Raw genomic sequence first — 21,603 nt, forward strand, 5'->3', positions numbered from 1 at the left:
ACCAAATGCTAAGTAGGTATTTTTGCGAGGATATAAAAGAGTAATGCAGCGTTTAAAATGGTGGCTTTTTATTGCGGGAATCTGTCCTGCGCTAGCTTTTGCATCAACGCAACCGGATCATACTGATCCGGTTGCGTTTGTATTACTTGGCGTGACTACTATTTTTTTCTTTGCAATTATTGGTCGTTATACAGCAAGACGCATACATCAACCCAGCGTTCTTGGGGAATTGGTAATAGGGATTCTTATTGGCAATTTATTCTATTATTACGGATTCCCCTTGGCTATTTTGTTACGGGAAGGCTCTTCGATTTTTGATGCAGTGAGGCAAATACTTGAAGGAGTACCTTTAAATCAAGCGGTTACTTCTGTTATTCCTAATGCAAATTATGCACAGCAAGTTATTGGTGCTTTAAGCGGTCCTCACGGTGCCGATTTTCTAAAAATCACTTATATCGTTGATACTTTCTCGCGGTATGGGGTTATTTTTCTTCTCTTTATGGTCGGGTTGGAAAGTTCAGTAGAGGAAATGAAACATACAGGTCGCGACTCATTTTTTGTCGCTTTGATCGGTGTGGTTGCGCCCATGTTGCTAGGGTATGGTGTAGCGTATGTATTGATTCCTAATGGATCTTATCAAGCTGATTTATTTATTGCAGCGACCTTGAGCGCAACCAGCATAGGAATTACTGCCCGAGTGCTTTCCGAAATGAAAAAATTACGCACTAAAGAAGCAAGAACTATTTTGGGTGCAGCGATGTTAGATGATGTTTTGGGCTTGATCATATTAGCCGTAGTCAGTTCACTGGTGATTAGCGGTGCAGTAGATATAATGGTTGTGCTGCGTATTATTGTGAGTGCAATATTATTTTTTGCCGGTACTTTATTTTTAGGCCCAATCGTTTTACGTAAAGCAATTCACTTTTTTCGTTTTCTAGAGCCTTGGGAAGCAAAATTGTTTATTTCTTTTCTATTCATCATGACTCTTTCTTGGTTAGCTTCAGTGCTTCAACTTGCAACAATTATTGGTGCATTTACTGCAGGGATAATTCTTCATGATGATTATTTTGATGGTTTACCTCTGAGTCAACACGAAAATCGCAGTATTTATCATTTATTATCGCCATTAGAATCAATCTTGGCACCTATGTTTTTTGTTGTGATTGGTATTCAAGTTAAATTAGAAAGCTTTTATCATTGGAATGTAATCCTTTTAGCGAGTGGTTTAATCATCGCAGCAGTGATTGGCAAATTGCTCAGTGGTTATGGGGCACGTACTTCAAATGATCGATTGCTGATTGGTATCGGGATGTTACCACGTGGTGAAGTGGGATTGGTTTTCGCTTCTATTGGTCGAACTCTGGGGGTTATGTCAGATGATTTATTTGCTGCAATAGTTTTAATGGTTATGGTTACCACTTTTATTGCGCCTCTTTTATTAAAAGCACGCTATGCGAGGAAGGATAGGAAATAACATATGCATAAAACTCTTTTGCAAATAGAAGCTGACATAACACGTGCATTACAAGAGGATATAGGTGATGGTGATGTGACTGCAACTTTGTTATCCGCCCATCTTCAGGCTGAAGCAACAATTATTTCTCGAGAGCCCATGGTAGTATGTGGCCAACCTTGGGTTAATGAGGTATTCAAACAACTTGATGAGCAAATCAAAGTGGAATGGCTAGTTGCTGAAGGTGAATGGTTACCAGCCCCATCCACTCTGTGTATCTTATATGGCTCAGCAAAAACTATTTTAACAGGCGAGCGCACGGCCTTAAATTTTTTACAAACCCTTTCAGCTACAGCAACACAAACTCATCATTATGTAGAAAAACTTCGCGGTACGTCCACTCGATTACTGGATACGCGTAAAACGCTTCCTGGATTAAGAGTTGCACAAAAATATGCAGTTACGTGTGGAGGAGGTTTTAATCATCGCATGGGGCTTTATGATGCTGTTTTAATTAAAGAAAATCATATTAAAGCTTGTGGTTCAGTAGCAAAGGCAGTTGTTTTGGCAAGAAAGAACCAAAAAAATATTTTGGTTGAAGTAGAAGTCGAAACTCTGGATGAGTTACGTGAAGCAATTTGTGCTCACCCTGATAGAGTCATGCTGGATAATTTTACTCAAGACATGCTTGAAAAAGCGGTTAGAATGAATCAACCAAAACATTGTACCTTAGAAGTTTCTGGAGGCGTTACGCTGGAAAATATTGCTGCAATAGCCAAATTAGGTGTTGATTTCATTTCTGTTGGTGCGATTACTAAATCAATTCAAGCTATAGACTTAAGTTTACTAATTAGGAAGATTTTATGATGCCAATGATTGTTTTTACAGGAGGAGGTACAGCAGGGCATGTGGCGCCTAACATGGAGTTGATAAAAGAATTTAGACATAAAGGTTGGGAAATTGCCTATATCGGATCTGCACATGGTATTGAAAAACAGATGATAGAGCCGCTTAAAATCCCATTTTACGGGATAAGCAGCGGTAAATTACGTCGATATCTAAGTTTTAAAAACTTATTGGATCCATTTAAAATCCTTCTGGGTATCGCGCAATCTTTTTTCTTTCTTAATAAATTAAAACCTGACGTGATTTTTTCTAAAGGCGGATTTGTTGCATTTCCAGTGGTAGTGGGTGCTTGGTTAAATCGGATTCCGGTTGTTGCTCATGAATCTGACATGAGTCCGGGGCTTGCCAATCGCCTCTGTTTTCCTTTTGTCAATAAAATATGTTTGACTTTTGAAGTGGGGAAAAAACATTTTAAAAAACAAGATAAAATAGAAATAACCGGTACGCCTATTCGTGAACAATTATTTACTGGTAGCAGTGACCATGGACTTGAATTGTGTGGATTTAATGCAGATAAACCCTGCCTTTTAGCTATAGGCGGTAGCTTAGGGGCTGGCTCTATCAATCGCAGCATTCGCGAGGCTTTACCTCAATTAACAAAAGAATATCAAGTCATTCACATATGTGGAAAAGGAAAATTAGAGCCTTCCTTGGGTGATCAAAAAGGGTACAAACAGTTTGAATATGTTAACGAAGAATTAACTCATTTGTTTGCCGCGGCATCTGTAGTTGTTTCACGAGCTGGAGCTAATTCTCTATATGAAATCTTAGCCTTAGGTAAACCTCATATTTTAATTCCTTTATCGGCAGAGGTAAGTCGAGGGGATCAAATCCAAAATGCCAGATATTTTCAAAAATTAGGCATTAGTCTCGTAATTGAAGATCGATCTTTGAATGCCAATACTTTACTGAAAACATTATATGAACTGGACAATAATAAAGAGGATATTAGAAATAAAATCGATGCACTGAATATTAAGTCCGCTACGGATCACATTGTATCTATTATTGAGGAGCAAGTTCATGTTCAATCCGCAAGTACTGTATGACTTTGTTTGTCGTCAGTGGGAAGAGAAAATTATTCCCAGTTTATGTGACTATATAAAAATTCCTAATAAATCACCTCATTTTGATGCTAAATGGCAGGAGCATGGATTAATGGAGCAGGCTGTTTCCCATATTGCTAATTGGTGCAAGGTAAATGCGCCTAAAGGTATGATGCTGGAAATTATGAGACTAAAAGATCGTACCCCATTAATTTTCATTGAAGTTCCTGGCGAAATTGATGAAACTGTCTTGTTGTATGGGCATCTTGATAAACAGCCCGAAATGTCCGGATGGAATGAAGATTTGCATCCATGGAAACCTGTGTTAAAAAACGGACGTTTGTATGGACGCGGTGCTGCAGATGACGGTTATGCCGCCTATGCTTCATTAACTGCGATTAGCGCATTACAGAAGCAAGGGCTACCTTTTCCTCGTTGTGTTTTGATTATTGAAGCATGTGAAGAAAGTGGCAGTTATGATCTGCCTTATTACATTGAACTACTAAATGACAGGATTGGAAAACCCAAGTTAGTTATTTGTCTTGATTCTGGTGCAGGCAATTATGAGCAACTATGGATGACTACTTCCTTGCGCGGCAATTTAGTGGGCGAGTTAACCGTTGAGCTGATTCGCGAGGGTGTTCATTCGGGTGCGGCGAGTGGTATCGTTGCCGATAGTTTCCGAGTTGCTCGACAATTAATTAGTCGTATTGAAGATGAAGTTTCAGGGGAGGTGAAATTACCTGAGTTGCATTGTGATATTCCTGAAGAAAGAACGAGTCAGGCAGAACAGTGTGCCCAGGTGTTAGGAGATTCTGTTTACACAGAGTTTCCGTTTCATAAAGGAGTTAAACCCGTAGTAATAGATAGGAAACAATTGATTCTGAATCGAACCTGGATACCCGCATTGACAGTTACTGGAGCCAATGGGTTCCCTGCCATAGAGGATGCAGGAAATGTTTTGCGGCCGCAAACTGCATTAAAATTATCCATGCGGTTGCCGCCTTTGGTAGATCCTGAGATTGCTGCAACAGCGATGTATCATGCATTAACTGAAGATACTCCTTATCATGCCAAGGTGAGTTTTAAGATAGGTGATGGCTCGCAAGGATGGAATGCGCCTAAGCTTGCTTCCTGGCTGGAAAGAGCTGCTGATGCGGCATCAATGACCTACTATGGTAAGCCCGCTGCCTATTGGGGAGAAGGTGGAACTATTCCTTTTATGGGAATGTTAGGAAAGAAATTTCCTAATGCACAATTTATGATTACCGGTGTTTTGGGACCTCAGTCTAATGCGCATGGTCCTAATGAGTTCTTGCATTTAGATATGGTAAAAAAATTAACTGCAAGTGTTGCCTATGTACTTTATCATGCATCTTAATGTTTCAATATATAAGACATCAGAATATTTGATCCGCTCTCGCTCATAAAATTAAGCTGGGCTTTCCAGCCTGGCTTTAAAGGTCAGTATGTCTTTCTTAATCACTCCATAAAAAACAAGCCTCATGCTTTAAAAAATATGATAAAAAAATTGAAAACCTCTCGACAGTGAACTCAAATCTTGGGATACTTTTGCTCGGCTCTGGAACGAGCCATATAGTCCAACAATTAGGAGAAAATTATGAAAGCAAAATTTATTGCTGTTGTATTGTCATTATCTGTAATTACCTTATCTGCTCATGCGGTCAACTCTAAAGAAAATTCAATTAAAACAAAGCCTCCTGTAGTAATTCATAAAATTGATCTTAACACCGCTGATTTATCAATGCTTACTGGTTCAGTAAAAGGCATAGGAAAAAAACGTGCTGAAGCAATTATTGCATATCGAAAAAGCCATCACGGTTTTAAATCTTTGGAAGAACTTGCTGAAGTGAAAGGGCTTGGGCAACATTTTGTGACCGCGAATCGAGATAAATTGAATCAAGTGTTTGTTATTAATAAGATAGAATAACCAATTAGCGGCTTATTTTTTATGTCACTGCTGTAAGTATTAATTATTACAGCAGTGGTAAATCAGATTATTTATAGTACCTGTATTGGCGAATTAATTTGCTTTAACTCCTGATCTAGATCGCTAATTTTACTCTTAAAAAAGGTAAAACTTGTTGCTTGATGAATCGCGATAAACCCTCTTTTATGATGAATGGCTTTAAGGAATTTTCCAATATCAGTTTCCTCTCCATTTTCCTTGCTTAATTCCTCATTGATGTTTTCTTCAGATAATGTAGCTAGTTTATATTTATCCTCAACAGACAACTCTTGGAAAGCTGTTTCAATTGCTTTCGTTTTCTTATGGGGATCAGAAGAGAAAAATCCAGCTCGCTCCAAAATTCCTTTATTAATTGTTTCGATAAATTCGTTAATCTTCTGCAATCGTTTAATTTCAGTGTTTATTTCTGATAATTGTTTATCGGAGCCAACAATTATTTTTTTTCTTATTTTAACCATATCGGTACGATTTAAACGCAACGATCCGAGAGCAATTAATAAATCAGCTTTTTCATCACTGAAATCAGCTAATACGGCTTGTTTCTCAGGCTTTATATGTTGTGGTTTATTCAATGCTTCTTTAAGTTGAATATTCTCTTGTTGTAATGATTCCAACTGAGATCTAAGTTGAGCTACTTCGGGTGTAATTTCACTTGATGATCTCATTGCTTGCTTTTCAACTACGCGAGGTTGGCGCAATAATTCATTTTCTTGTTGCAAAGCCTCTAAGTGTAATCCAAGCTGAGACACTTCAGATGTGGCTCCACTTGAAGATTTTGGAGTTTGTTTTTCTACTTCAAGTAATTGTTGTTGTAAAAAGCTTTTTTCTTGTCGTAAGACGTCTAATTGCTGTTGAAGTTCAAGAATAGTTTGTTCGTATTTTTGTGCAGAACTTAGTTCACTTCTTAACTGTTCATTTTCCCTTTTGACTTCCTGTAGTTGCTCACCCAACCTTTCTAAATCGGTACTTTTTTGTTGAACATCTTCACGAGTTTTTTCAATGTCTCTCTGTAGTTGGTCGATTGTATCTTTAGAAGTGGATTCAATTTGCTGTAATCGATCAAGCTCTAAACGTTGTTGCTCAAGTTTTCTACCCGTTTCATCTGATACACGTTGAAGCATTTCATATTGTTTCCGGACACTTTGTAGCTGTATATCGGATTCAACTAAAACAGACTCTTTTTGTTCTAAGGTATCCTTAGTCTTTTGTAATTCTTCTTTAGAGGAAGCTAATTCTTTTTTTATCTTATCTAAAGCTGTTTGCCATTGAGCAGCATAAGTATTGATAAGTTGAGTAAGCGTCATGATTTTTATTGCTTCAGCTTTTTCAAGTTCATTTTGAATAAGATTTTCTCTAAATTCACTAATATAGTGAGCGATTTTCTCAAGATTTCCTTCAGGAAAACCGAGTGCTCTAAAGATCTCATTGAATTCTTCATCACGTTTTTGGGTTGCTGCGGTAAATTCTTTTTGTACTTCATAACGAGTATTGGCGATTCCAAAGCATTGTTGACATTGAGTCAAAGATGGCCTTATTTCTTGAAGAAACTTATCTGCTTTTTCCGCACTTCCTTTTTTTAAATGAATAATGTCTTGCAGGCTTTGCTCAATGGCTTTGTACATTGAAGTCCATTGTAAGTCTATTCCAGAGGTCGGGGCATTCTCTTTCTTCGCTTTCTTTGCTGCAGCTACAGCCGCTTTTTCCTCTAAGACTAAGACGTTAAAAGGAGTACGCATGAAGTCAACCAAGTTAAGGATTGAATCAAGGAGGTTATTTACTTTTGCTGTATACTTACTTTTGAACATCTTCTCTTTATGTTCAGGAGAAATGTCTTTAAATATTAGAAGTTTTAATATTGCCGCATGTTTTTTAGATGGAGATCCTTCGAGACCATCAAAAAATTGTTTTGGTGTAAAACCTTCAGGGATTAAAGGTTTAACAAAAGTATGCACTGCTTCGATTTGCTCGTCACTTAGTCCAACAATCGGTTTGTCGTTAAGTGTTACTCCTAAGCGTAAATAAGCACCTAATAAGGCAGAGCCATCAATTGATGCTTTTCCTGGTTGAGGAATATGTAGGCGATGTTCTCCTAATAAGCTTATAAAATTTCCAATATTTTCCGCGACTTTTCGATAGGTAGAGTCAGAATTTTTTCCCTTATTTGTCTCTAATTCTAAAAAAGAAAAAAGATTGAAAAGAAGTTTAGCTATTAAATCCGGATTGCCATGGGTCCATTGCGATAATTCGGTTGCTTTTAAACTACTGGGCATAATATTTATAACCTTAAAAGTAAAATCAAGGACAAGAAGATGAGCAGTATATAATATACTCAGATTGAGTACAAATTATATTTTTTAATTAATTGCGGTGCGATAAGGTAAGTCTGGGGAATTGAAAACTCTCTTTGATGTTACAATTCAACTTTTAATTTTAAATTGTTATGCAAGAACTGTCGATTTTTATCCAAATTTAGGATAAAGTAGCGCACAAAAAAAAGAACGGGATAGTGCTGCTTATGTTCAGAAAATTAAGGGGCGTGTTTTCCAACGATTTGTCGATTGATTTGGGAACAGCTAATACATTGATTTATGTAAGAGATAAAGGGATTGTTCTAAATGAACCTTCCGTAGTTGCTCTACGTAATGAATCAGGACAAAAACGGGTTGCAGCTGTGGGCCTTGAAGCGAAGCGAATGCTGGGAAGAACTCCGGGTAACATCAATGCCATTAGACCAATGAAAGATGGCGTGATTGCTGACTTTTTTGTTACAGAGAAAATGCTGCAGCATTTCATACATAAAGTTCATGAAAATAAATTTTTACGACCAAGTCCACGTGTTTTGGTTTGTGTTCCTTGTGGCTCTACGCAAGTAGAGCGCCGCGCGATTCGCGAATCCGCAATGGGTGCAGGGGCTCGTGAAGTATTTCTTATTGAAGAACCTATGGCAGCTGCTTTAGGATCTGGAATGCCAGTAGAAGAAGCTAGTGGCTCTATGGTCGTAGATATAGGTGGTGGTACCACTGAAGTTGCGATTATTTCATTAAGCGGTATTGTTTATCATCAATCTGTTCGTATAGGCGGCGATAAGTTTGATGATGCTATTGTATCTTATGTGCGTCGTAATTACGGTACACTAATTGGTGAAACTACTGCAGAACGTATTAAACATGAAATTGGTTCTGCTTTCCCGAGCCGTGATTTATTTGAAATAGAGGTTCGCGGAAGAAACCTTGCTGAAGGTGTTCCTCGTAGTTTCATTCTGACGAGTGCAGAAATTTTAGAAGCACTTCAAGAACCTTTATCAGGTATTGTTGGCGCTGTGCGAGCTGCTTTGGAATTAGCTCCTCCTGAATTGGCAGCTGATATTGCTGAACGTGGCATGGTTCTTACTGGAGGCGGTGCTTTATTGAAAAATATTGATACTTTACTCATGGAAGAAACTGGCTTACCTGTATTAATTGCTGAAGATCCGCTGACCTGTGTAGCACGTGGTGGTGGTAAGGCTTTAGAAACCATGGATTTACGCGGCGGTGATTTCCTCTCAACAGAATAATAAACATAACAGATTATTTAGCAGGAGCGGGTACAGTTCTATAGGATTTGTGCTCGCCCTTGCTTTTTCTGTTTTTCTAATGTTTTCTGATTATCATTATCGTTATTTGGATAATGTTCGTAGTGGCTTTTCCTTAGTTGTGGCTCCTTTGCAATATGCAGTAGATTATCCTGTCCGCGTTATTGGCTGGGTACAGTCGCTCGTTAGTGCAAAAAAAGCTTTAATTGCAGAAAACATGCAATTACGTTATCAGCAAACCATGCTGGAAGCGGAATTACAAAAATTAATCATTATTCAAAAAGAAAACTTACAATTAAAAGAGTTGCTCCTCACCTCATCACAAGCAAATATGAGTGCAATGGCCGCACAAATTCTTGCTGTGGATACCAGCAACTCTCGTCAGGTGGTTGTTTTAAATAAGGGAAAACGTGATGGTGCTTATGTAGGACAACCTGTTTTGGATGCAAAAGGAGTTATGGGACAAATTGTCGATATAGGTCCTATAACCAGCACAGTTTTACTTATTTCGGACTCCAAGAGTGCTGTGCCTGTACGTAATAATCGTACAGGAGAGCGGGCAATTCTTATTGGAACCAACGATATAGAACAATTATCTTTAATTAATTTGCCAAAAACTTCATCCATTCATCCTGGCGATGTATTAGTCACTTCAGGTTTGGACAGACACTATCCTGAAGGTTATCCCGTAGGATTTGTGGAAGAAGTAAATAGTATTCCTGGTGAAGACTTTGTTAAAGTGAAAGTGAAACCAGTTGCATTGCTCAATCGTAACCGGTTGGTATTACTCATATGGCCCGATGCCGAGCAAGAGCAATTGAATGCGCAAATTAATGAGCGTTTAAATGCCAAGGAGACGATATGATAATAAATCTTCGTGTACGTTTGTACCTTGGTTTTATTGTGGCTCTTCTTTTATCTATATTACCTATGCCTGAGTTTATCTCTGCGTTTCGTCCTCCCTGGGTATTATTGCTTGTGCTTTATATAGAATATTTTTTACCAGGAAACTTCAGACTGACTACATTGCTGTTTGTGGGATTATTATTGGATGTATTACTCGCAACGATAATTGGAGAACATTCATTTGCCTTCCTTTTAGTTACTTGGATTGCCTCCAGCAAATCAAGACGATTTCAATTTTTTTCCATGATGCAGCAAATTTTTTTAATCGGATTCTTCTGTTTTTTATATCAATCGATTATTTCTTTAATTGCTGCTCTGCTTGGGTTCAATTACAGCTTATTTGCACCTGCAGCCAGCGCCTTGGTAGGTATGTTTATCTGGCCATGGATCCGCTTGCTTGGTGAAGATACTTTGTTGAAAAGTTTGGTTTATCGTTGAGCCGTCATCCTGAGCCAAGGGCATTGTCGTTTCTTCGCATAATTTATCGATGCTCACGCCACACAATCCTAGTATGCAAACCCAGAAAATAAAATTATTATTTAAGTCAATTCTGAGTCCTGAGTGGAAACAACTAGGGGCGTGGATTAATGAATTAATCTTTTTTCTCTTGCATGGAACGAATGACTTCACCAACGTATTCGTACTTAATGGTGGAAATTTCAGTTTCTATAGCATCATCGATTTGAAAAAGTCCATTATTAATAGCTTCTACTATCAATGCAGAAGTTCTTGTCTGATCATTCCAATCTGTATAGGAAGGATCAAAGCTAAGCTCTAATACTTGATGATTGCCGCCAACCTTCGCTTTAACAAGCTTGTCAGTTGAAAATCCTTCTGCTACTAAGAACTCGAGCTCCTCCAATTTTGCCGCAATTGCAGCCTCCATTTGTGCGCTCTTTACTCTAATTGCTTTTGCAGTATGGGCTCCCAGCGCTTTCATAATATTTTCATCAATTAAAACCCCAGCTGTATTCTTCATTAGAATCTCCTATGCATTAATCAAGCATTAGTTTCGTGATGTTTCCAATTTTTTCCAAAAGTAAAATGTTCTTATTTTATAGTGTATCAAACAAACATTAAGAAAATATTATCATCAGCAAGTAAAAAAATAAGCCGATCTTGGGTTTCTTTGTGTCTAAAATTCGAGAAATTACTATTTTTCACTCTGATTTTATTGACTTGACGGTGCCTTTTTATCCATTTATGATAGACAAGTTGACCTTGCGTAATCTCTCGGTTATTGTCCTAATGATGTTATAGATTATTTGGGTAGACCGGGATGTTAAGCCTGAGATATCCTCAGTTATAATAGCCTAGTTTTTTCTAGGCCTGCTATAGATTGGTAAAATGACCTAGATTGTTTTATCGAGCTGTTACTCTATAGATGGCTTAATGTAATGCAAACTTGCAATACATTCATCGATAAATGATTGATCTGTGTCGCATAATTTTTTGGCTTTTTCAAAAGCACTAATCACTTTATCAATTACTATTTCATTATTTAAAACACCAACAGATAAATGATCCTGAGCGGCTATTGAAATAGTTTTCATCATACTCTGTAACTCCTTCTCTGAAGGCGGTGCTTTACGCTCAGCCATTCGCTCTAAAGCAGACGCCATCATATAAACTGAATTTGAATAACAATTTGAATGTTTCATATCGCAAAGTTGTGCACTATTAATGTTTTGATTCGCTTCTTTTATCATTTGCGAAATTTCTTGCCCACTAAATTTCGCATGGGTCATAATTGCATCAAAATTATAGCCACATGTTAAATAATTTGCTTCATCGTCAATTCGAGTAGTCAGATTCCAATTCCTAACATTTAGCGCAAAAGGACTTTGTCTTCCTAGCACAATGAATTTTTTTTGTTGTGGTTCATAAAAACAAATAGCAGAGTGGCTAATAGGGAAATGAGGCATAGGAAGCCCAGGCTTTCTTGCAAAGCCAATTTGATATTCAGCATTACTACCCTTAAGCGATTCAAGAGGTAACATCTCAGGTTTGTTTATAATTACTTTTTGAGGTTGTAACTCAGGCCATCGGTTACTCAAATCTTTTATTACTTGTCTGCGATTAAATAATACTGAGACTCTATTTCTCGGCATCATATTGCTAAAATTAAATCGAAAAGCAGATATTTCTTTTGGAAATGGTTGAAAAAAACGCTCCCACATAAAAACCTCCATTATGCTTAATTGATTAAATATAAAATAAAATGCGTTAAAATTATCGAATTGCCTTAACTTTATCTATATAAATATAATAAAGCAATTAGATCATGAAAACTCATCTCACTTTTAATAAAAATCATTAAAATAGGTTTTACTCTTAGAATCAAAGTCTGTTCACAGGCCCTTGTGAGCAACAATAAGATGGATACAACCATTAATATTCATTACGCCAACCAAAATGAAGTAGTTGATTTGTAACTACATCTTAGGTTCATGTTGATCATCATGATGCTCAACGTGCTTATCTTTATGGTCCGTTCTTTCTGTTATTGTACTCATATTACTCAGTTCTTTAACGACTTTGTCATTGTTCAATACATCATAACCATGTGCACGAATATCTTTTTTTCTACTTGGAGCATTTTCCAACCAGATTCTCACCATTCATCAACCCGTTGTGCCTGTTTTAATAAAACATATGATTTCGTGGTCATATAATTATCCCAAGCAAATGTCATTACAGGATTCAAATCTTTGTTAGCTGCCTAGAGAGCTTCTTCAACAAACTCAATAGGAATTGCTAAATCCTTGATTACGATCGTATCAAATAAGGTTCCATTAGAAATATTCTTAATAACAATTATGATCATAATAATTCCTTAATGTTTAATTAGTATACTTAGTTTAATCAATTAAATTTTGAGGTAGTAAATATGGCTTGGGCAAGATTTATAACTAAACCTGGATTAGTCGGGATGGGATCTGGTATGACTTATTTGTTTCAGCAAGTATACCAATATAAGCAATTCGAAGAGCAAATGAACCCTCTATCGGACGCAACAGAACTCCCTACAAGAGAACAAGTTCAAGCGAATCAAAAAGAATACGTTGTTATAGGTAGACAAAGTCCTGATGTTGGTCCATGGGATCCTAAAAAATATCCTAAGCACCATTATCTCGATGCGATTAACAAGAGTCCGTTATTTTTGAAACAACTGGGCACTCGTATGGATAATGAGAAGCATTACGATATGCCTGTCGGCGGTGACTTCATAACAGTACCGCTCACACCAAACCCGAAAGTACCACAAGTCGTCATTAAACCTGAGAATATGATTAGTACAGCAGTGGAGGATCTTCCTGACGATGCATGCTATGAGGTAAGCTTTGCAAGAAAACAAGCATTTACTGATTTAAGTAAAGGCAAATCGCCGTTTTATCACTCCTCTTTTGCATTTAGAGTAGTTACTCCCGATAGACCTGCTCATCCTAATACGGTAGTGATATCAGGTAAACAAGTAAAAGAGATGGTTGCAGATATTAATAAGACTATTTGTGAACCGCAACATTGTACCATGAATAGCTCCAATTGCTATTCCGCCGGACTTTATGGAATGAAAGCCTTGGCTGAGGTCGTTGACAGGAGTTCAGTTGATGAAACCACAAAAAAAACCAATCTAAAATCCATAGCGGATGTAACAAAGCAGGTAGCGCGCGATAATTATGGTCGAGGGGTAACCAATAATCCCGTTGTTAGCGTTGCTCTAATCTCTGATATGTATAAGTTGTTGAAAAAACATGAACTACTAATAGATATTGAAGTACAACATCAGAATCAGTCAGGGTTTAAATAGGACTTTTCATTTTAAAAGCGGTCTATAATTCTTACTACATAAGGGTTATATGGTTTTTTTAAAAAAACAGCTCTTATCCATGCAACTATGCGGCAGATTGAAGTTTATTATTCTTGGTTTTAAACAAGAATTTTCCTCTGATTGTGTGTCAATTTGCAGGATGACGACAGATCCAATACTTAGACGCCCCTTATAAAGGGGCGTGAACGAAGTGTATAAAAAGATTCTCAGACTCGGGATGACTTCTGGGTTATTTAAATTGGTAGCGTATTGCTCTATATTCTCCAGGTTGTAAATTCTCCAATTTCCAATCAGCGATCTGATGTCGTACCAATCTTAAAGTAGGGAAGCCAATTGCTGCAGTCATTTTGCGAACCTGATGATTTTTTCCTTCTTTTAGAATAATCTCTAGCCAACGAGTAGGGATATTTTGTCGAAAGCGGATTGGAGGATTACGCGGCCATAATGGGGGGGCATCAATGAGTCTGACTTGAGCTGGCAAAAAGCTAATGTCTTTAAGAACCAATCCCTTTTTCAGAGGTTCTAAGTCTAACTCAGTAGGTATTCCTTCCACCTGCACCCAATAATACTTCCTTTTATTGAATTTGGGATGGGTAAGATGATGTTGCAAAGCGCCATTATTGGTTAATAATAATAACCCTTCACTGTTTTTATCCAATCGTCCTGCTGCATAAAAATCAGGTTTATCAATAAAAGCAGCTAATGTGTATTCAGGATTCTCACCAGAAAATTGACTGACGATACCATAAGGTTTATTGAAAAGTATAATTTCCGGCATTAAGTATGATATAAAAAGGGTTTGAGTGCGCTTATAGTAGGTGCTTTCTATATGATGAGCAAACTTTCAATACAATCCATTGTTTTTAAAGGTTAATTATTGTACAATAAGGCAAAAATTATACCTTAAGGTGAAAATTTACATGAAATACACAATCTTGCTTTCACTTTTTTTTTGTCAATTTGCATATGCAATGAATCATATTGTTATGGTTGGTGATGAAAAAGTAGAGATTAAGCATACACTAGGCAAAGGCAAGACCTATATTCATTTACATCGTAGTGAACAAACAGCTTTAAAAGCAGCACAGGCAGTGATCCAGAGAGACGGGGGGAGCCTTATTGCTTTAGTACACTCTGGTGGTCGCAACATAGTATTTCATTTACATAATAAGCGTTATGAATTTGATCCGAATCGAATTTTTACAGATAATGGGATTAAAAAAACGCTTTCGCAGTTTGGGCCATATAGTCCCCAGGCGCATCAGGAAGTAAATAAGTTGGCAAGTAAAATTAAACAGCTACTGCCGAAAGGTAAAGTAGTTGCTGTTCATAATAATTCATCTTATTCGCTCAAAGATTATTTACCAGGAAAATCGTTGGAAAATGATGCTCAGGCGATTTATATGGTTCCTGAAAATTATTTTCGGAATTTTTATTTAGTTACCAAAATTAATGATTTTCTTCGTTTGAAAAGTCAAGGTTATAATGGTGTTTTACAAAAATCTTCTGCAACAGATGATGGATCATTATCTATTTATTTAGCAAAAAATGATTATATCAATGTTGAAGCAGGATATGATCAACTGATTGAGCAAATCAAAATGTTGCAACATGCTTAGTAAGCTTCCAACCACGAAGAATTAAATAGAAATGGTACTTGGGATTCCAAGTTATCACATGCTATCATTGCCTTCTCTCTCATTTTACGGAGTTGTCAATGACATACGATAAAATCAAAGTGCCTTCACATGGTGAAGCTATTACAGTTACTGCTGATCTATCACTTCGTGTACCCAATAATCCCATTATCCCTTTTATTGAAGGAGATGGCATTGGTGTAGATGTAACACCTCCTATGATTCGAGTTGTTGATGCTGCGGTTGCAAAAGCATATGGCGATAAGAGAAAAATTGCCTGGATGGAAGTGTATGCGGGTGAAAAAGCAACAAAAGTTTATGGATCTGATCAATGGTTACCTAAAGAAACTTTAGACGCACTGCAAGAATATGTTGTTTCGATTAAAGGCCCCTTGACTACTCCTGTCGGTGGTGGAATTCGCTCGCTGAATGTTGCAATTCGTCAAGAACTGGATCTCTATACTTGTTTACGTCCAATTCGTTATTTCACTGGCGTTCCAAGTCCCCTTAAAGAGCCTGAAAAAACGGATATGGTTATTTTTAGGGAAAATTCTGAAGATATTTATGCGGGTATTGAATGGCAAGCTGATACCCCTGAAGCCAAAAAAGTGATTGAATTCTTGATAAAAGATATGGGTGTTAAAAAAATCCGTTTTCCTGAGCAGTGTGGCATAGGGGTTAAACCAGTTTCTAAGGAAGGAACTACGCGCTTAGTCAGAGCAGCAATCCAATATGCAATTGATAATGACCGGCACACGGTAACTTTGGTTCATAAGGGCAATATTATGAAATTTACCGAGGGTGCATTTAAAGATTGGGGTTATCAAGTTGCACGTAATTTTTTTGACGCCAAAGAATATGAAGGCGGCCCCTGGATGGAAATCAAGAGTCCTAAAACAGGGAAGCGAATCATCATTAATGATGTTATTGCGGATGCGTTTCTACAACAAATTCTTTTAAGACCAGAAGATTACAGCGTAATTGCTACACTTAATTTAAATGGCGACTACATTTCTGATGCTTTGGCAGCCCAAGTAGGTGGGATCGGCATTGCTCCAGGTGCAAATTTAAGTGACAAAGTTGCTGTATTTGAAGCAACTCATGGAACTGCGCCAAAATATGCGGGCAAGAATAAAGTAAATCCTGGCTCCATTATCCTTTCTGCAGAAATGATGTTACGTCATATGGGTTGGACTGAGGCGGCTGATTTAATTATTAAAGGCATGCAAGGTGCTATAGCAGCCAAAACAGTAACTTATGATTTTGAACGTGGCATGATCGGTGCAACATTGGTGAGTAGCTCTGGTTTTGGAGATGAAGTAATTAAGCAAATGTAAAATATATGGGATAAGCATAGCCGAAGGAAATGAGTGCAATTTGGAGAGATAAATGCAGTCTCTCCGAATTGCACATTACTTCCATTAGGTTGAAATTTACGCCATTTATGATTTCTATCGTTAATGAATGCTATCTAATCAATATGTTTTTGATTATTTCAAAGGCTAATTTTTTCATTAAAATTAGCTGATTTTACTGGCCAAAAGTGCGTAGGGAGTCTATAAAAATAATATAGAGGTTGTATGTTATGAGTGGGCAGAATCTAGAAGAAATTATAAGGCCTAAAGTAGCTGATCCGGAGCAGAGCACCGAAATCAGAGTGCCTAGGAAGTACAAAGTAGTGTTGCTCAATGATGATTATACACCTATGGATTTTGTAGTTGATGTACTGAAGCATTTTTTTCATCTTAGTGAAGAAACTGCGATTCAGGTGATGTTACAGGTTCACATTCAAGGAAAAGGCGTGTGTGGGGTATTTACGCGAGATATAGCAGAAACAAAAGTAGCGCTGGTAAATGAATACGCCAGAATGAATCAGCACCCATTGCTATCCAGCATGGAACCCGAGTAATTTGCTATGGGCTGAAGAGGAGCAACGACAATGTTAAATAAAGAACTTGAATTCACCTTGAATCTAGCTTTCAAGGAAGCAAAGGAAAAACGTCATGAATTTATGACTGTTGAGCATTTGTTATTGTCATTGCTTGATAACCCAGCAGCTGGAAGTGTATTGCAAGCATGTGATGCAAATATTGAAGCATTACGCCGGGATTTAATTGAATTCATCGATGAAACTACTCCAAGAATCCCTGAAGATGAATTAGATAGAGAAACTCAACCTACACTTGGTTTTCAACGTGTATTACAACGTGCTGTATTTCATGTGCAATCTGCAGGAAAAACCGAGGTTACCGGAGCTAATGTTTTAGCAGCTATTTTTAGTGAACAAGAAAGCCAGGCAGTTTATTTCTTACGTAGGGAAAATATTACGCGACTTGATGTGATTAATTATATTTCTCATGGTGTTTCTAAGTATCAAAATAATGATATGCATGAGAATATGAATTCTATGGAAGATGATATGGGCTCATCAGAAGGTAATGAGTCACCTCTAGAAAGTTATTGCACAAACCTCAACCGACGTGCGAAACAAGGAAAGATTGATCCTTTAATCGGGCGTCATGAAGAAGTACAGCGTACAATACAGGTGTTGTGTCGACGCAGGAAAAATAATCCATTACTTGTTGGGGAAGCAGGTGTGGGTAAAACCGCAATTGCTGAGGGCTTAGCCCGACGCATTGTAGATGGTGAAATACCGGATGCAATCCGTGATTGTATCGTCTATTCACTTGATCTGGGTGCTTTACTCGCCGGAACCAAATATCGGGGTGATTTTGAAAAACGATTAAAAGCAGTATTAAAGCAGTTAGGACAACAGGAAGGAGCTGTACTGTTTATTGATGAAATTCATACAATTATTGGTGCTGGAGCAGCCTCAGGCGGTGTTATGGATGCATCCAATTTAATTAAGCCATTGCTGGCAAATGGTGAGTTAAAATGCATTGGTTCTACAACATATCAGGAATACCGAGGTATTTTTGAAAAAGACAGAGCTTTAGCAAGACGCTTCCAAAAAATTGATATTCCTGAACCTACAGTCGATGAAACTTTTGAAATATTGAAAGGACTAAAAGGTCGATTAGAAGAACATCATGGAGTGAAATTCACCATTCCTGCATTAAAAGCAGCTTCTGAACTCTCTGCAAAATACATTAATGACCGATTTTTACCAGATAAAGCAATTGATGTTGTTGATGAAGCAGGGGCTTATCAGAACTTATTAACGGCAAGCAAGCGTAAAAAAATAATAAGTGTGACTGAAATTGAGAGTGTTGTTGCAAAAATAGCTCGCATACCGATTAAGAAAGTATCAGCTCGTGATAAAGATACCTTGCGTAATTTAGAACGTGATTTGAAGCTTTTAGTCTATGGACAAGATCAAGCAATCACAGCATTAGCTTCTGCAATTAAATTAGGTCGTTCTGGACTTAGAGATCCTCAAAAACCTGTAGGTTGTTTCTTGTTTGCTGGACCAACAGGTGTTGGAAAAACAGAGGTGACCAGACAATTGGCCAATGTCTTAGGCATAGAATTATTACGTTTTGATATGTCTGAATACATGGAAAAACATACTGTTTCACGTTTAATTGGTGCTCCTCCAGGATATGTTGGTTATGATCAAGGGGGGCTCTTGACGGAAGCTGTAACTAAAAACCCTCATGCAGTATTGTTGCTTGATGAAATCGAAAAAGCGCACCCAGATGTATTTAATTTGCTGCTGCAGATTATGGATCATGGAGTTTTAACCGATACTAATGGACGTCAAGCAGACTTTAGACACATTATCCTGGTTATGACCTCTAATGCGGGGGCAGGGGAGTTGGTACGAAATTCTATCGGTTTCTCACAACAAGACAATAGTAATGATGGGCTTGAAGTAATTAAAAAACAATTTAGCCCTGAGTTTAGAAACAGACTTGATGCAATCATTAACTTTGCTCCATTGGATGCAGTGACGATTGGCTTAGTAGTTGATAAATTTATTATGGAGTTGGATGAGCAATTAAGTCATAAAGGGGTTACTTTTAACGTTGATAAAATGGCGCGTGAATGGCTTATTGAACATGGTTATGACAAAGTGATGGGGGCTCGTCCAATGGCCAGATTGATTCAAGAAAATGTAAAAAAACCTCTTGCTGATGAACTTTTATTTGGTAAGCTGGTGCATGGTGGTCATGTCACCTTAAAAGTTAAAGATGGTAAGTTACACTTTGATAGCCATGATCATCGAGAGGGCGTTTTTTAAATGATATTGAGTGTAATAATAATAACTAAAAATGAAGAAGAGAATATTAGAAGGTGTCTCGAATCTGTTCAATTCGCTGATGAAATAATAGTAATGGACTCAGGAAGTACCGATAACACGGTTGATATTGCTAAAGAATATACGGAGCATGTTTTTTCTACAGATTGGCTTGGTTATGGAGTTCAAAAACAAAGGGCTTTATTAAAAGCTCAGGGCGAGTGGGTATTAAATCTTGATGCAGATGAGGCAGTGAGCGAAGAACTCCAGCGAGAAATTCTTCAAGCAATAACTTCTGATTCTGCTGATGCTTTTCGAATCGCAATTCAGATGTATTTTTATAACAAGCCTTTAAAATATTCCTCGAGCCCTAAACGACATATTCGCCTTTTTAAACGCGCCAATGCTCATTATAGTAATGATATTGTTCATGAAAAGATAGTTCTTTCTGAAGAGATGCGCATTGGTAAAATAAAAAACCCCATTATGCATCACTCATTTAAGGATGTGAGTCATGCGTTATATAAAATGAATAAATATTCCTCTTACAGTGCAAAAACATACATCGCGAATAAACGAAAACCAGGTTTCAGTAAGATAATGGCAAGCACTTCCTGGATGTTTTTTAGATGTTATATATTGCAACGAGGATTTCTGGATGGCAGAATAGGGTTTCTATTTGCAATTTTTAATGCACAAGGTACTTTTTATCGTGGTGTTAAGCAATTGTATCAAGATAGCAATATGGATCAATTGCCTTCTTTGGCCAAAAGCAGAGAGGAACTAGTTTGAGGTCAACGATATTAACTGAAAAAATTAATCAATTAGCTCCGGCCCTTGTTGTTTTATTAGTTTTTTTTATTCCTATTAGTGTGAGTGTCAAGTCAGTTTTAATGGTATTAACCCTATTGGCAATAGTGTTTACCCCTTATTATAGGCATTATTTATATTATGCTTTTAATACCTTATGGGCACGGGCAGCGTTGGTTTTATTTCTTTATGTTATCCTTGCGTGTTTCTGGTCAGATGCACCATTCTCAGGACGTTTCAGTACAGTTGATAAGTTTTCTAAGTTAATTATTCTACCCATTCTTACAGTGGTTTTTATTAAACAGAGCACCAGACAATGGGTTCTAAATAGTTACATCTCAGCTGCGCTATTGACCTGTATTCTTTCGATTTTAAAACAAATAAGAAATCTTTTTTTAATAGATGCTTATGATGCTGGTGAAGTATTTTATAACCATATTGTTACAGGATATATAATTGCTTTTGGTATTTATCTTGCAGGTTTACAAATCTTCAAAAAAGGAGTGAGTTTACCGCAGCGTATTTTTTATTCTTCCATGATTTTTTTGGGAATTTATCAAATTTTCTTTGTAAATACTGGAAAAACAGCATATTTAATTTTTGCAATTTTAATGATAATGTTAATTTTACAAAGAATGTCTTTGAAAAAAGCAATCATGGGAGTGATACTATTTTTTTGCACAGTTCTTGTAACTTATCCTTTAAGTCCCATAATGCAAGGAAATGTTCGCGCCCTGTTTAATGATATTAAATTATTACAAAAACATGAGGAAAATAATTCTTTAGGTTTTAGAATTCAATTTCATCAGTATGCAGAATCTTTATTTAAAGAACATCCAATTATAGGCATAGGTACCGGTGGATTTCCGTATCGTTTTTCCCAGGAGCAACCTGTTCCCGCATGGGGAAAAAAACTAAATGATCCTCATAGTCAGTATTGGCTGATCCTTACTGAACAGGGGTTAATTGGTATTGCGCTTTTTTTCTTTTTTTTAGGGACCTTGTTTTTTACTTGCTTCAAACTTAAAGAAACTAAACCTGTTCTTCTAGCTATGCTGATTGCTTTTTGTATTTCATCACTTGTAGATACGGTATTTTGTTATTCACCAGTAGGTTATTTATTAACTATCTTCAGTGCTTTATGTTTTGGTGAGTTAATGGAGGAGACTTCTTCCTTTAAAGAATCAATTTATGATAAATATATACCTAATCAAACTCGGAGCTCAGCGTTTTTAAATTAAAAGTAGTGCT

20 protein-coding genes are annotated in these 21,603 nt (G+C 37.1%); 15 read left to right on the forward strand and 5 right to left on the reverse strand.

What is annotated here, in order from left to right; genetic code table 11:
- Positions 1-43 precede the first annotated feature (43 nt).
- The 5 genes from Ltuc_RS03490 to Ltuc_RS03510 all read left to right on the forward strand — a co-directional run bounded on the left by Ltuc_RS03490 (position 44) and on the right by Ltuc_RS03510 (position 5,356).
- Positions 44-1,474, forward strand: coding sequence for a cation:proton antiporter (locus tag Ltuc_RS03490; protein WP_058519948.1), 1,431 nt, complete (start codon positions 44-46; stop codon positions 1,472-1,474).
- 3 nt (positions 1,475-1,477) lie between these two features.
- Positions 1,478-2,320, forward strand: a complete 843-nt coding sequence (gene nadC, locus Ltuc_RS03495; RefSeq protein WP_058519949.1) for a carboxylating nicotinate-nucleotide diphosphorylase — start codon at positions 1,478-1,480, stop codon at positions 2,318-2,320.
- On the forward strand, positions 2,317-3,408 hold the full coding sequence (locus tag Ltuc_RS03500; RefSeq protein WP_058519950.1) for an undecaprenyldiphospho-muramoylpentapeptide beta-N-acetylglucosaminyltransferase: 1,092 nt from the start codon (positions 2,317-2,319) through the stop codon (positions 3,406-3,408). Before nadC ends, Ltuc_RS03500 begins: the two co-directional genes overlap by 4 nt.
- Complete coding sequence (locus Ltuc_RS03505) at positions 3,383-4,786, forward strand: M20 family metallopeptidase (protein WP_058519951.1); 1,404 nt, start codon at positions 3,383-3,385, stop codon at positions 4,784-4,786. Before Ltuc_RS03500 ends, Ltuc_RS03505 begins: the two co-directional genes overlap by 26 nt.
- Positions 4,787-5,026: 240 nt before the next feature.
- Positions 5,027-5,356, forward strand: a complete 330-nt coding sequence (locus tag Ltuc_RS03510; RefSeq protein ID WP_058519952.1) for a ComEA family DNA-binding protein — start codon at positions 5,027-5,029, stop codon at positions 5,354-5,356.
- A 71-nt stretch (positions 5,357-5,427) separates the two neighbouring features.
- Here the strand turns inward: Ltuc_RS03510 and Ltuc_RS03515 are convergent, their stop codons facing one another.
- Positions 5,428-7,665 (reverse strand): coiled-coil domain-containing protein, encoded by a 2,238-nt coding sequence (locus Ltuc_RS03515; RefSeq protein ID WP_058519953.1) that lies wholly within the window; start codon positions 7,663-7,665, stop codon positions 5,428-5,430.
- Between the two features lie 245 nt (positions 7,666-7,910).
- Here Ltuc_RS03515 and Ltuc_RS03520 point away from each other — a divergent pair, with 245 nt between their 5' ends.
- Genes Ltuc_RS03520 through mreD form a run of 3 tightly spaced genes read left to right on the forward strand, consistent with a single transcriptional unit; the run spans position 7,911 to position 10,310 of the window.
- Entirely contained in the window at positions 7,911-8,948 is a 1,038-nt protein-coding gene (locus tag Ltuc_RS03520; protein ID WP_003636696.1) for a rod shape-determining protein, read from the forward strand.
- Positions 8,926-9,831, forward strand: a complete 906-nt coding sequence (mreC, locus tag Ltuc_RS03525) for a rod shape-determining protein MreC (protein ID WP_058519954.1) — start codon at positions 8,926-8,928, stop codon at positions 9,829-9,831. The genes Ltuc_RS03520 and mreC overlap by 23 nt, the downstream gene beginning before the upstream one ends.
- Positions 9,828-10,310 (forward strand): rod shape-determining protein MreD, encoded by a 483-nt coding sequence (mreD, locus tag Ltuc_RS03530; protein ID WP_420798241.1) that lies wholly within the window; start codon positions 9,828-9,830, stop codon positions 10,308-10,310. The genes mreC and mreD overlap by 4 nt, the downstream gene beginning before the upstream one ends.
- Positions 10,311-10,464: 154 nt before the next feature.
- Here the strand turns inward: mreD and Ltuc_RS03535 are convergent, their stop codons facing one another.
- From Ltuc_RS03535 to Ltuc_RS03545, 3 genes are all read right to left on the reverse strand, one after another.
- Positions 10,465-10,851, reverse strand: a complete 387-nt coding sequence (locus tag Ltuc_RS03535; RefSeq protein WP_058519955.1) for a YbaB/EbfC family nucleoid-associated protein — start codon at positions 10,849-10,851, stop codon at positions 10,465-10,467.
- Positions 10,852-11,245: 394 nt separating this feature from the next.
- Positions 11,246-12,052 (reverse strand): hypothetical protein, encoded by an 807-nt coding sequence (locus Ltuc_RS03540; protein WP_058519956.1) that lies wholly within the window; start codon positions 12,050-12,052, stop codon positions 11,246-11,248.
- A 255-nt stretch (positions 12,053-12,307) separates the two neighbouring features.
- Positions 12,308-12,493, reverse strand: coding sequence for a hypothetical protein (locus tag Ltuc_RS03545; RefSeq protein WP_058519957.1), 186 nt, complete (start codon positions 12,491-12,493; stop codon positions 12,308-12,310).
- Between the two features lie 269 nt (positions 12,494-12,762).
- Between Ltuc_RS03545 and Ltuc_RS03550 the strand changes: the two genes are divergently transcribed.
- Positions 12,763-13,683 carry a hypothetical protein gene (locus tag Ltuc_RS03550; RefSeq protein ID WP_058519958.1) on the forward strand — a complete coding sequence of 307 codons (921 nt, stop codon included), beginning with the start codon at positions 12,763-12,765 and terminating at the stop codon, positions 13,681-13,683.
- 250 nt (positions 13,684-13,933) lie between these two features.
- Here Ltuc_RS03550 and Ltuc_RS03555 read toward each other — a convergent pair whose 3' ends face one another.
- On the reverse strand, positions 13,934-14,482 hold the full coding sequence (locus Ltuc_RS03555) for a pseudouridine synthase (RefSeq protein WP_058519959.1): 549 nt from the start codon (positions 14,480-14,482) through the stop codon (positions 13,934-13,936).
- Between the two features lie 142 nt (positions 14,483-14,624).
- Between Ltuc_RS03555 and Ltuc_RS03560 the strand changes: the two genes are divergently transcribed.
- The 6 genes from Ltuc_RS03560 (at position 14,625) to Ltuc_RS03585 (ending at position 21,593) form a co-directional block, all read left to right on the forward strand.
- A complete protein-coding gene (locus Ltuc_RS03560; protein WP_193786839.1) occupies positions 14,625-15,323 on the forward strand; it encodes an SAM-dependent methyltransferase in 699 nt (232 codons plus the stop codon).
- A 98-nt stretch (positions 15,324-15,421) separates the two neighbouring features.
- Positions 15,422-16,678, forward strand: coding sequence for an NADP-dependent isocitrate dehydrogenase (gene icd, locus Ltuc_RS03565; protein ID WP_058519960.1), 1,257 nt, complete (start codon positions 15,422-15,424; stop codon positions 16,676-16,678).
- Positions 16,679-16,926: 248 nt separating this feature from the next.
- Positions 16,927-17,250 carry an ATP-dependent Clp protease adapter ClpS gene (gene clpS / locus Ltuc_RS03570; protein WP_058519961.1) on the forward strand — a complete coding sequence of 108 codons (324 nt, stop codon included), beginning with the start codon at positions 16,927-16,929 and terminating at the stop codon, positions 17,248-17,250.
- Between the two features lie 30 nt (positions 17,251-17,280).
- Positions 17,281-19,545 carry an ATP-dependent Clp protease ATP-binding subunit ClpA gene (gene clpA / locus Ltuc_RS03575; RefSeq protein WP_058519962.1) on the forward strand — a complete coding sequence of 755 codons (2,265 nt, stop codon included), beginning with the start codon at positions 17,281-17,283 and terminating at the stop codon, positions 19,543-19,545.
- Complete coding sequence (locus tag Ltuc_RS03580; protein ID WP_058519963.1) at positions 19,546-20,334, forward strand: glycosyltransferase family 2 protein; 789 nt, start codon at positions 19,546-19,548, stop codon at positions 20,332-20,334.
- The gene (locus Ltuc_RS03585) at positions 20,331-21,593 is read left to right on the forward strand and encodes an O-antigen ligase family protein (protein ID WP_058519964.1); all 1,263 of its coding nucleotides are present in this window, start codon (positions 20,331-20,333) and stop codon (positions 21,591-21,593) included. Before Ltuc_RS03580 ends, Ltuc_RS03585 begins: the two co-directional genes overlap by 4 nt.
- Positions 21,594-21,603: the final 10 nt, after the last annotated feature.

This window comes from Legionella tucsonensis (assembly GCF_001468035.1).
GTDB classification, from domain to species: Bacteria; Pseudomonadota; Gammaproteobacteria; order Legionellales; family Legionellaceae; genus Legionella; species Legionella tucsonensis.

Bases quoted from the DNA above. Each gene is read 5' to 3' on its own strand.
- Ltuc_RS03560 (WP_193786839.1), top strand. From the start codon at position 14,625: ATGAAATACACAATCTTGCTTTCACTTTTTTTTTGTCAATTTGCATAT.
- Ltuc_RS03580 (WP_058519963.1), top strand. From the start codon at position 19,546: ATGATATTGAGTGTAATAATAATAACTAAAAATGAAGAAGAGAATATT.
- Ltuc_RS03535 (WP_058519955.1), bottom strand. From the start codon at position 10,851: ATGAAGAATACAGCTGGGGTTTTAATTGATGAAAATATTATGAAAGCG.
- icd (WP_058519960.1), top strand. From the start codon at position 15,422: ATGACATACGATAAAATCAAAGTGCCTTCACATGGTGAAGCTATTACA.
- clpS (WP_058519961.1), top strand. From the start codon at position 16,927: ATGAGTGGGCAGAATCTAGAAGAAATTATAAGGCCTAAAGTAGCTGAT.
- Ltuc_RS03510 (WP_058519952.1), top strand. From the start codon at position 5,027: ATGAAAGCAAAATTTATTGCTGTTGTATTGTCATTATCTGTAATTACC.
- Ltuc_RS03515 (WP_058519953.1), bottom strand. From the start codon at position 7,665: ATGCCCAGTAGTTTAAAAGCAACCGAATTATCGCAATGGACCCATGGC.
- clpA (WP_058519962.1), top strand. From the start codon at position 17,281: ATGTTAAATAAAGAACTTGAATTCACCTTGAATCTAGCTTTCAAGGAA.
- Ltuc_RS03490 (WP_058519948.1), top strand. From the start codon at position 44: ATGCAGCGTTTAAAATGGTGGCTTTTTATTGCGGGAATCTGTCCTGCG.
- mreD (WP_420798241.1), top strand. From the start codon at position 9,828: ATGATAATAAATCTTCGTGTACGTTTGTACCTTGGTTTTATTGTGGCT.
- Ltuc_RS03550 (WP_058519958.1), top strand. From the start codon at position 12,763: ATGGCTTGGGCAAGATTTATAACTAAACCTGGATTAGTCGGGATGGGA.
- Ltuc_RS03520 (WP_003636696.1), top strand. From the start codon at position 7,911: ATGTTCAGAAAATTAAGGGGCGTGTTTTCCAACGATTTGTCGATTGAT.
- Ltuc_RS03540 (WP_058519956.1), bottom strand. From the start codon at position 12,052: ATGTGGGAGCGTTTTTTTCAACCATTTCCAAAAGAAATATCTGCTTTT.
- Ltuc_RS03555 (WP_058519959.1), bottom strand. From the start codon at position 14,482: ATGCCGGAAATTATACTTTTCAATAAACCTTATGGTATCGTCAGTCAA.
- Ltuc_RS03545 (WP_058519957.1), bottom strand. From the start codon at position 12,493: ATGGTGAGAATCTGGTTGGAAAATGCTCCAAGTAGAAAAAAAGATATT.
- Ltuc_RS03505 (WP_058519951.1), top strand. From the start codon at position 3,383: ATGTTCAATCCGCAAGTACTGTATGACTTTGTTTGTCGTCAGTGGGAA.
- nadC (WP_058519949.1), top strand. From the start codon at position 1,478: ATGCATAAAACTCTTTTGCAAATAGAAGCTGACATAACACGTGCATTA.
- Ltuc_RS03500 (WP_058519950.1), top strand. From the start codon at position 2,317: ATGATGCCAATGATTGTTTTTACAGGAGGAGGTACAGCAGGGCATGTG.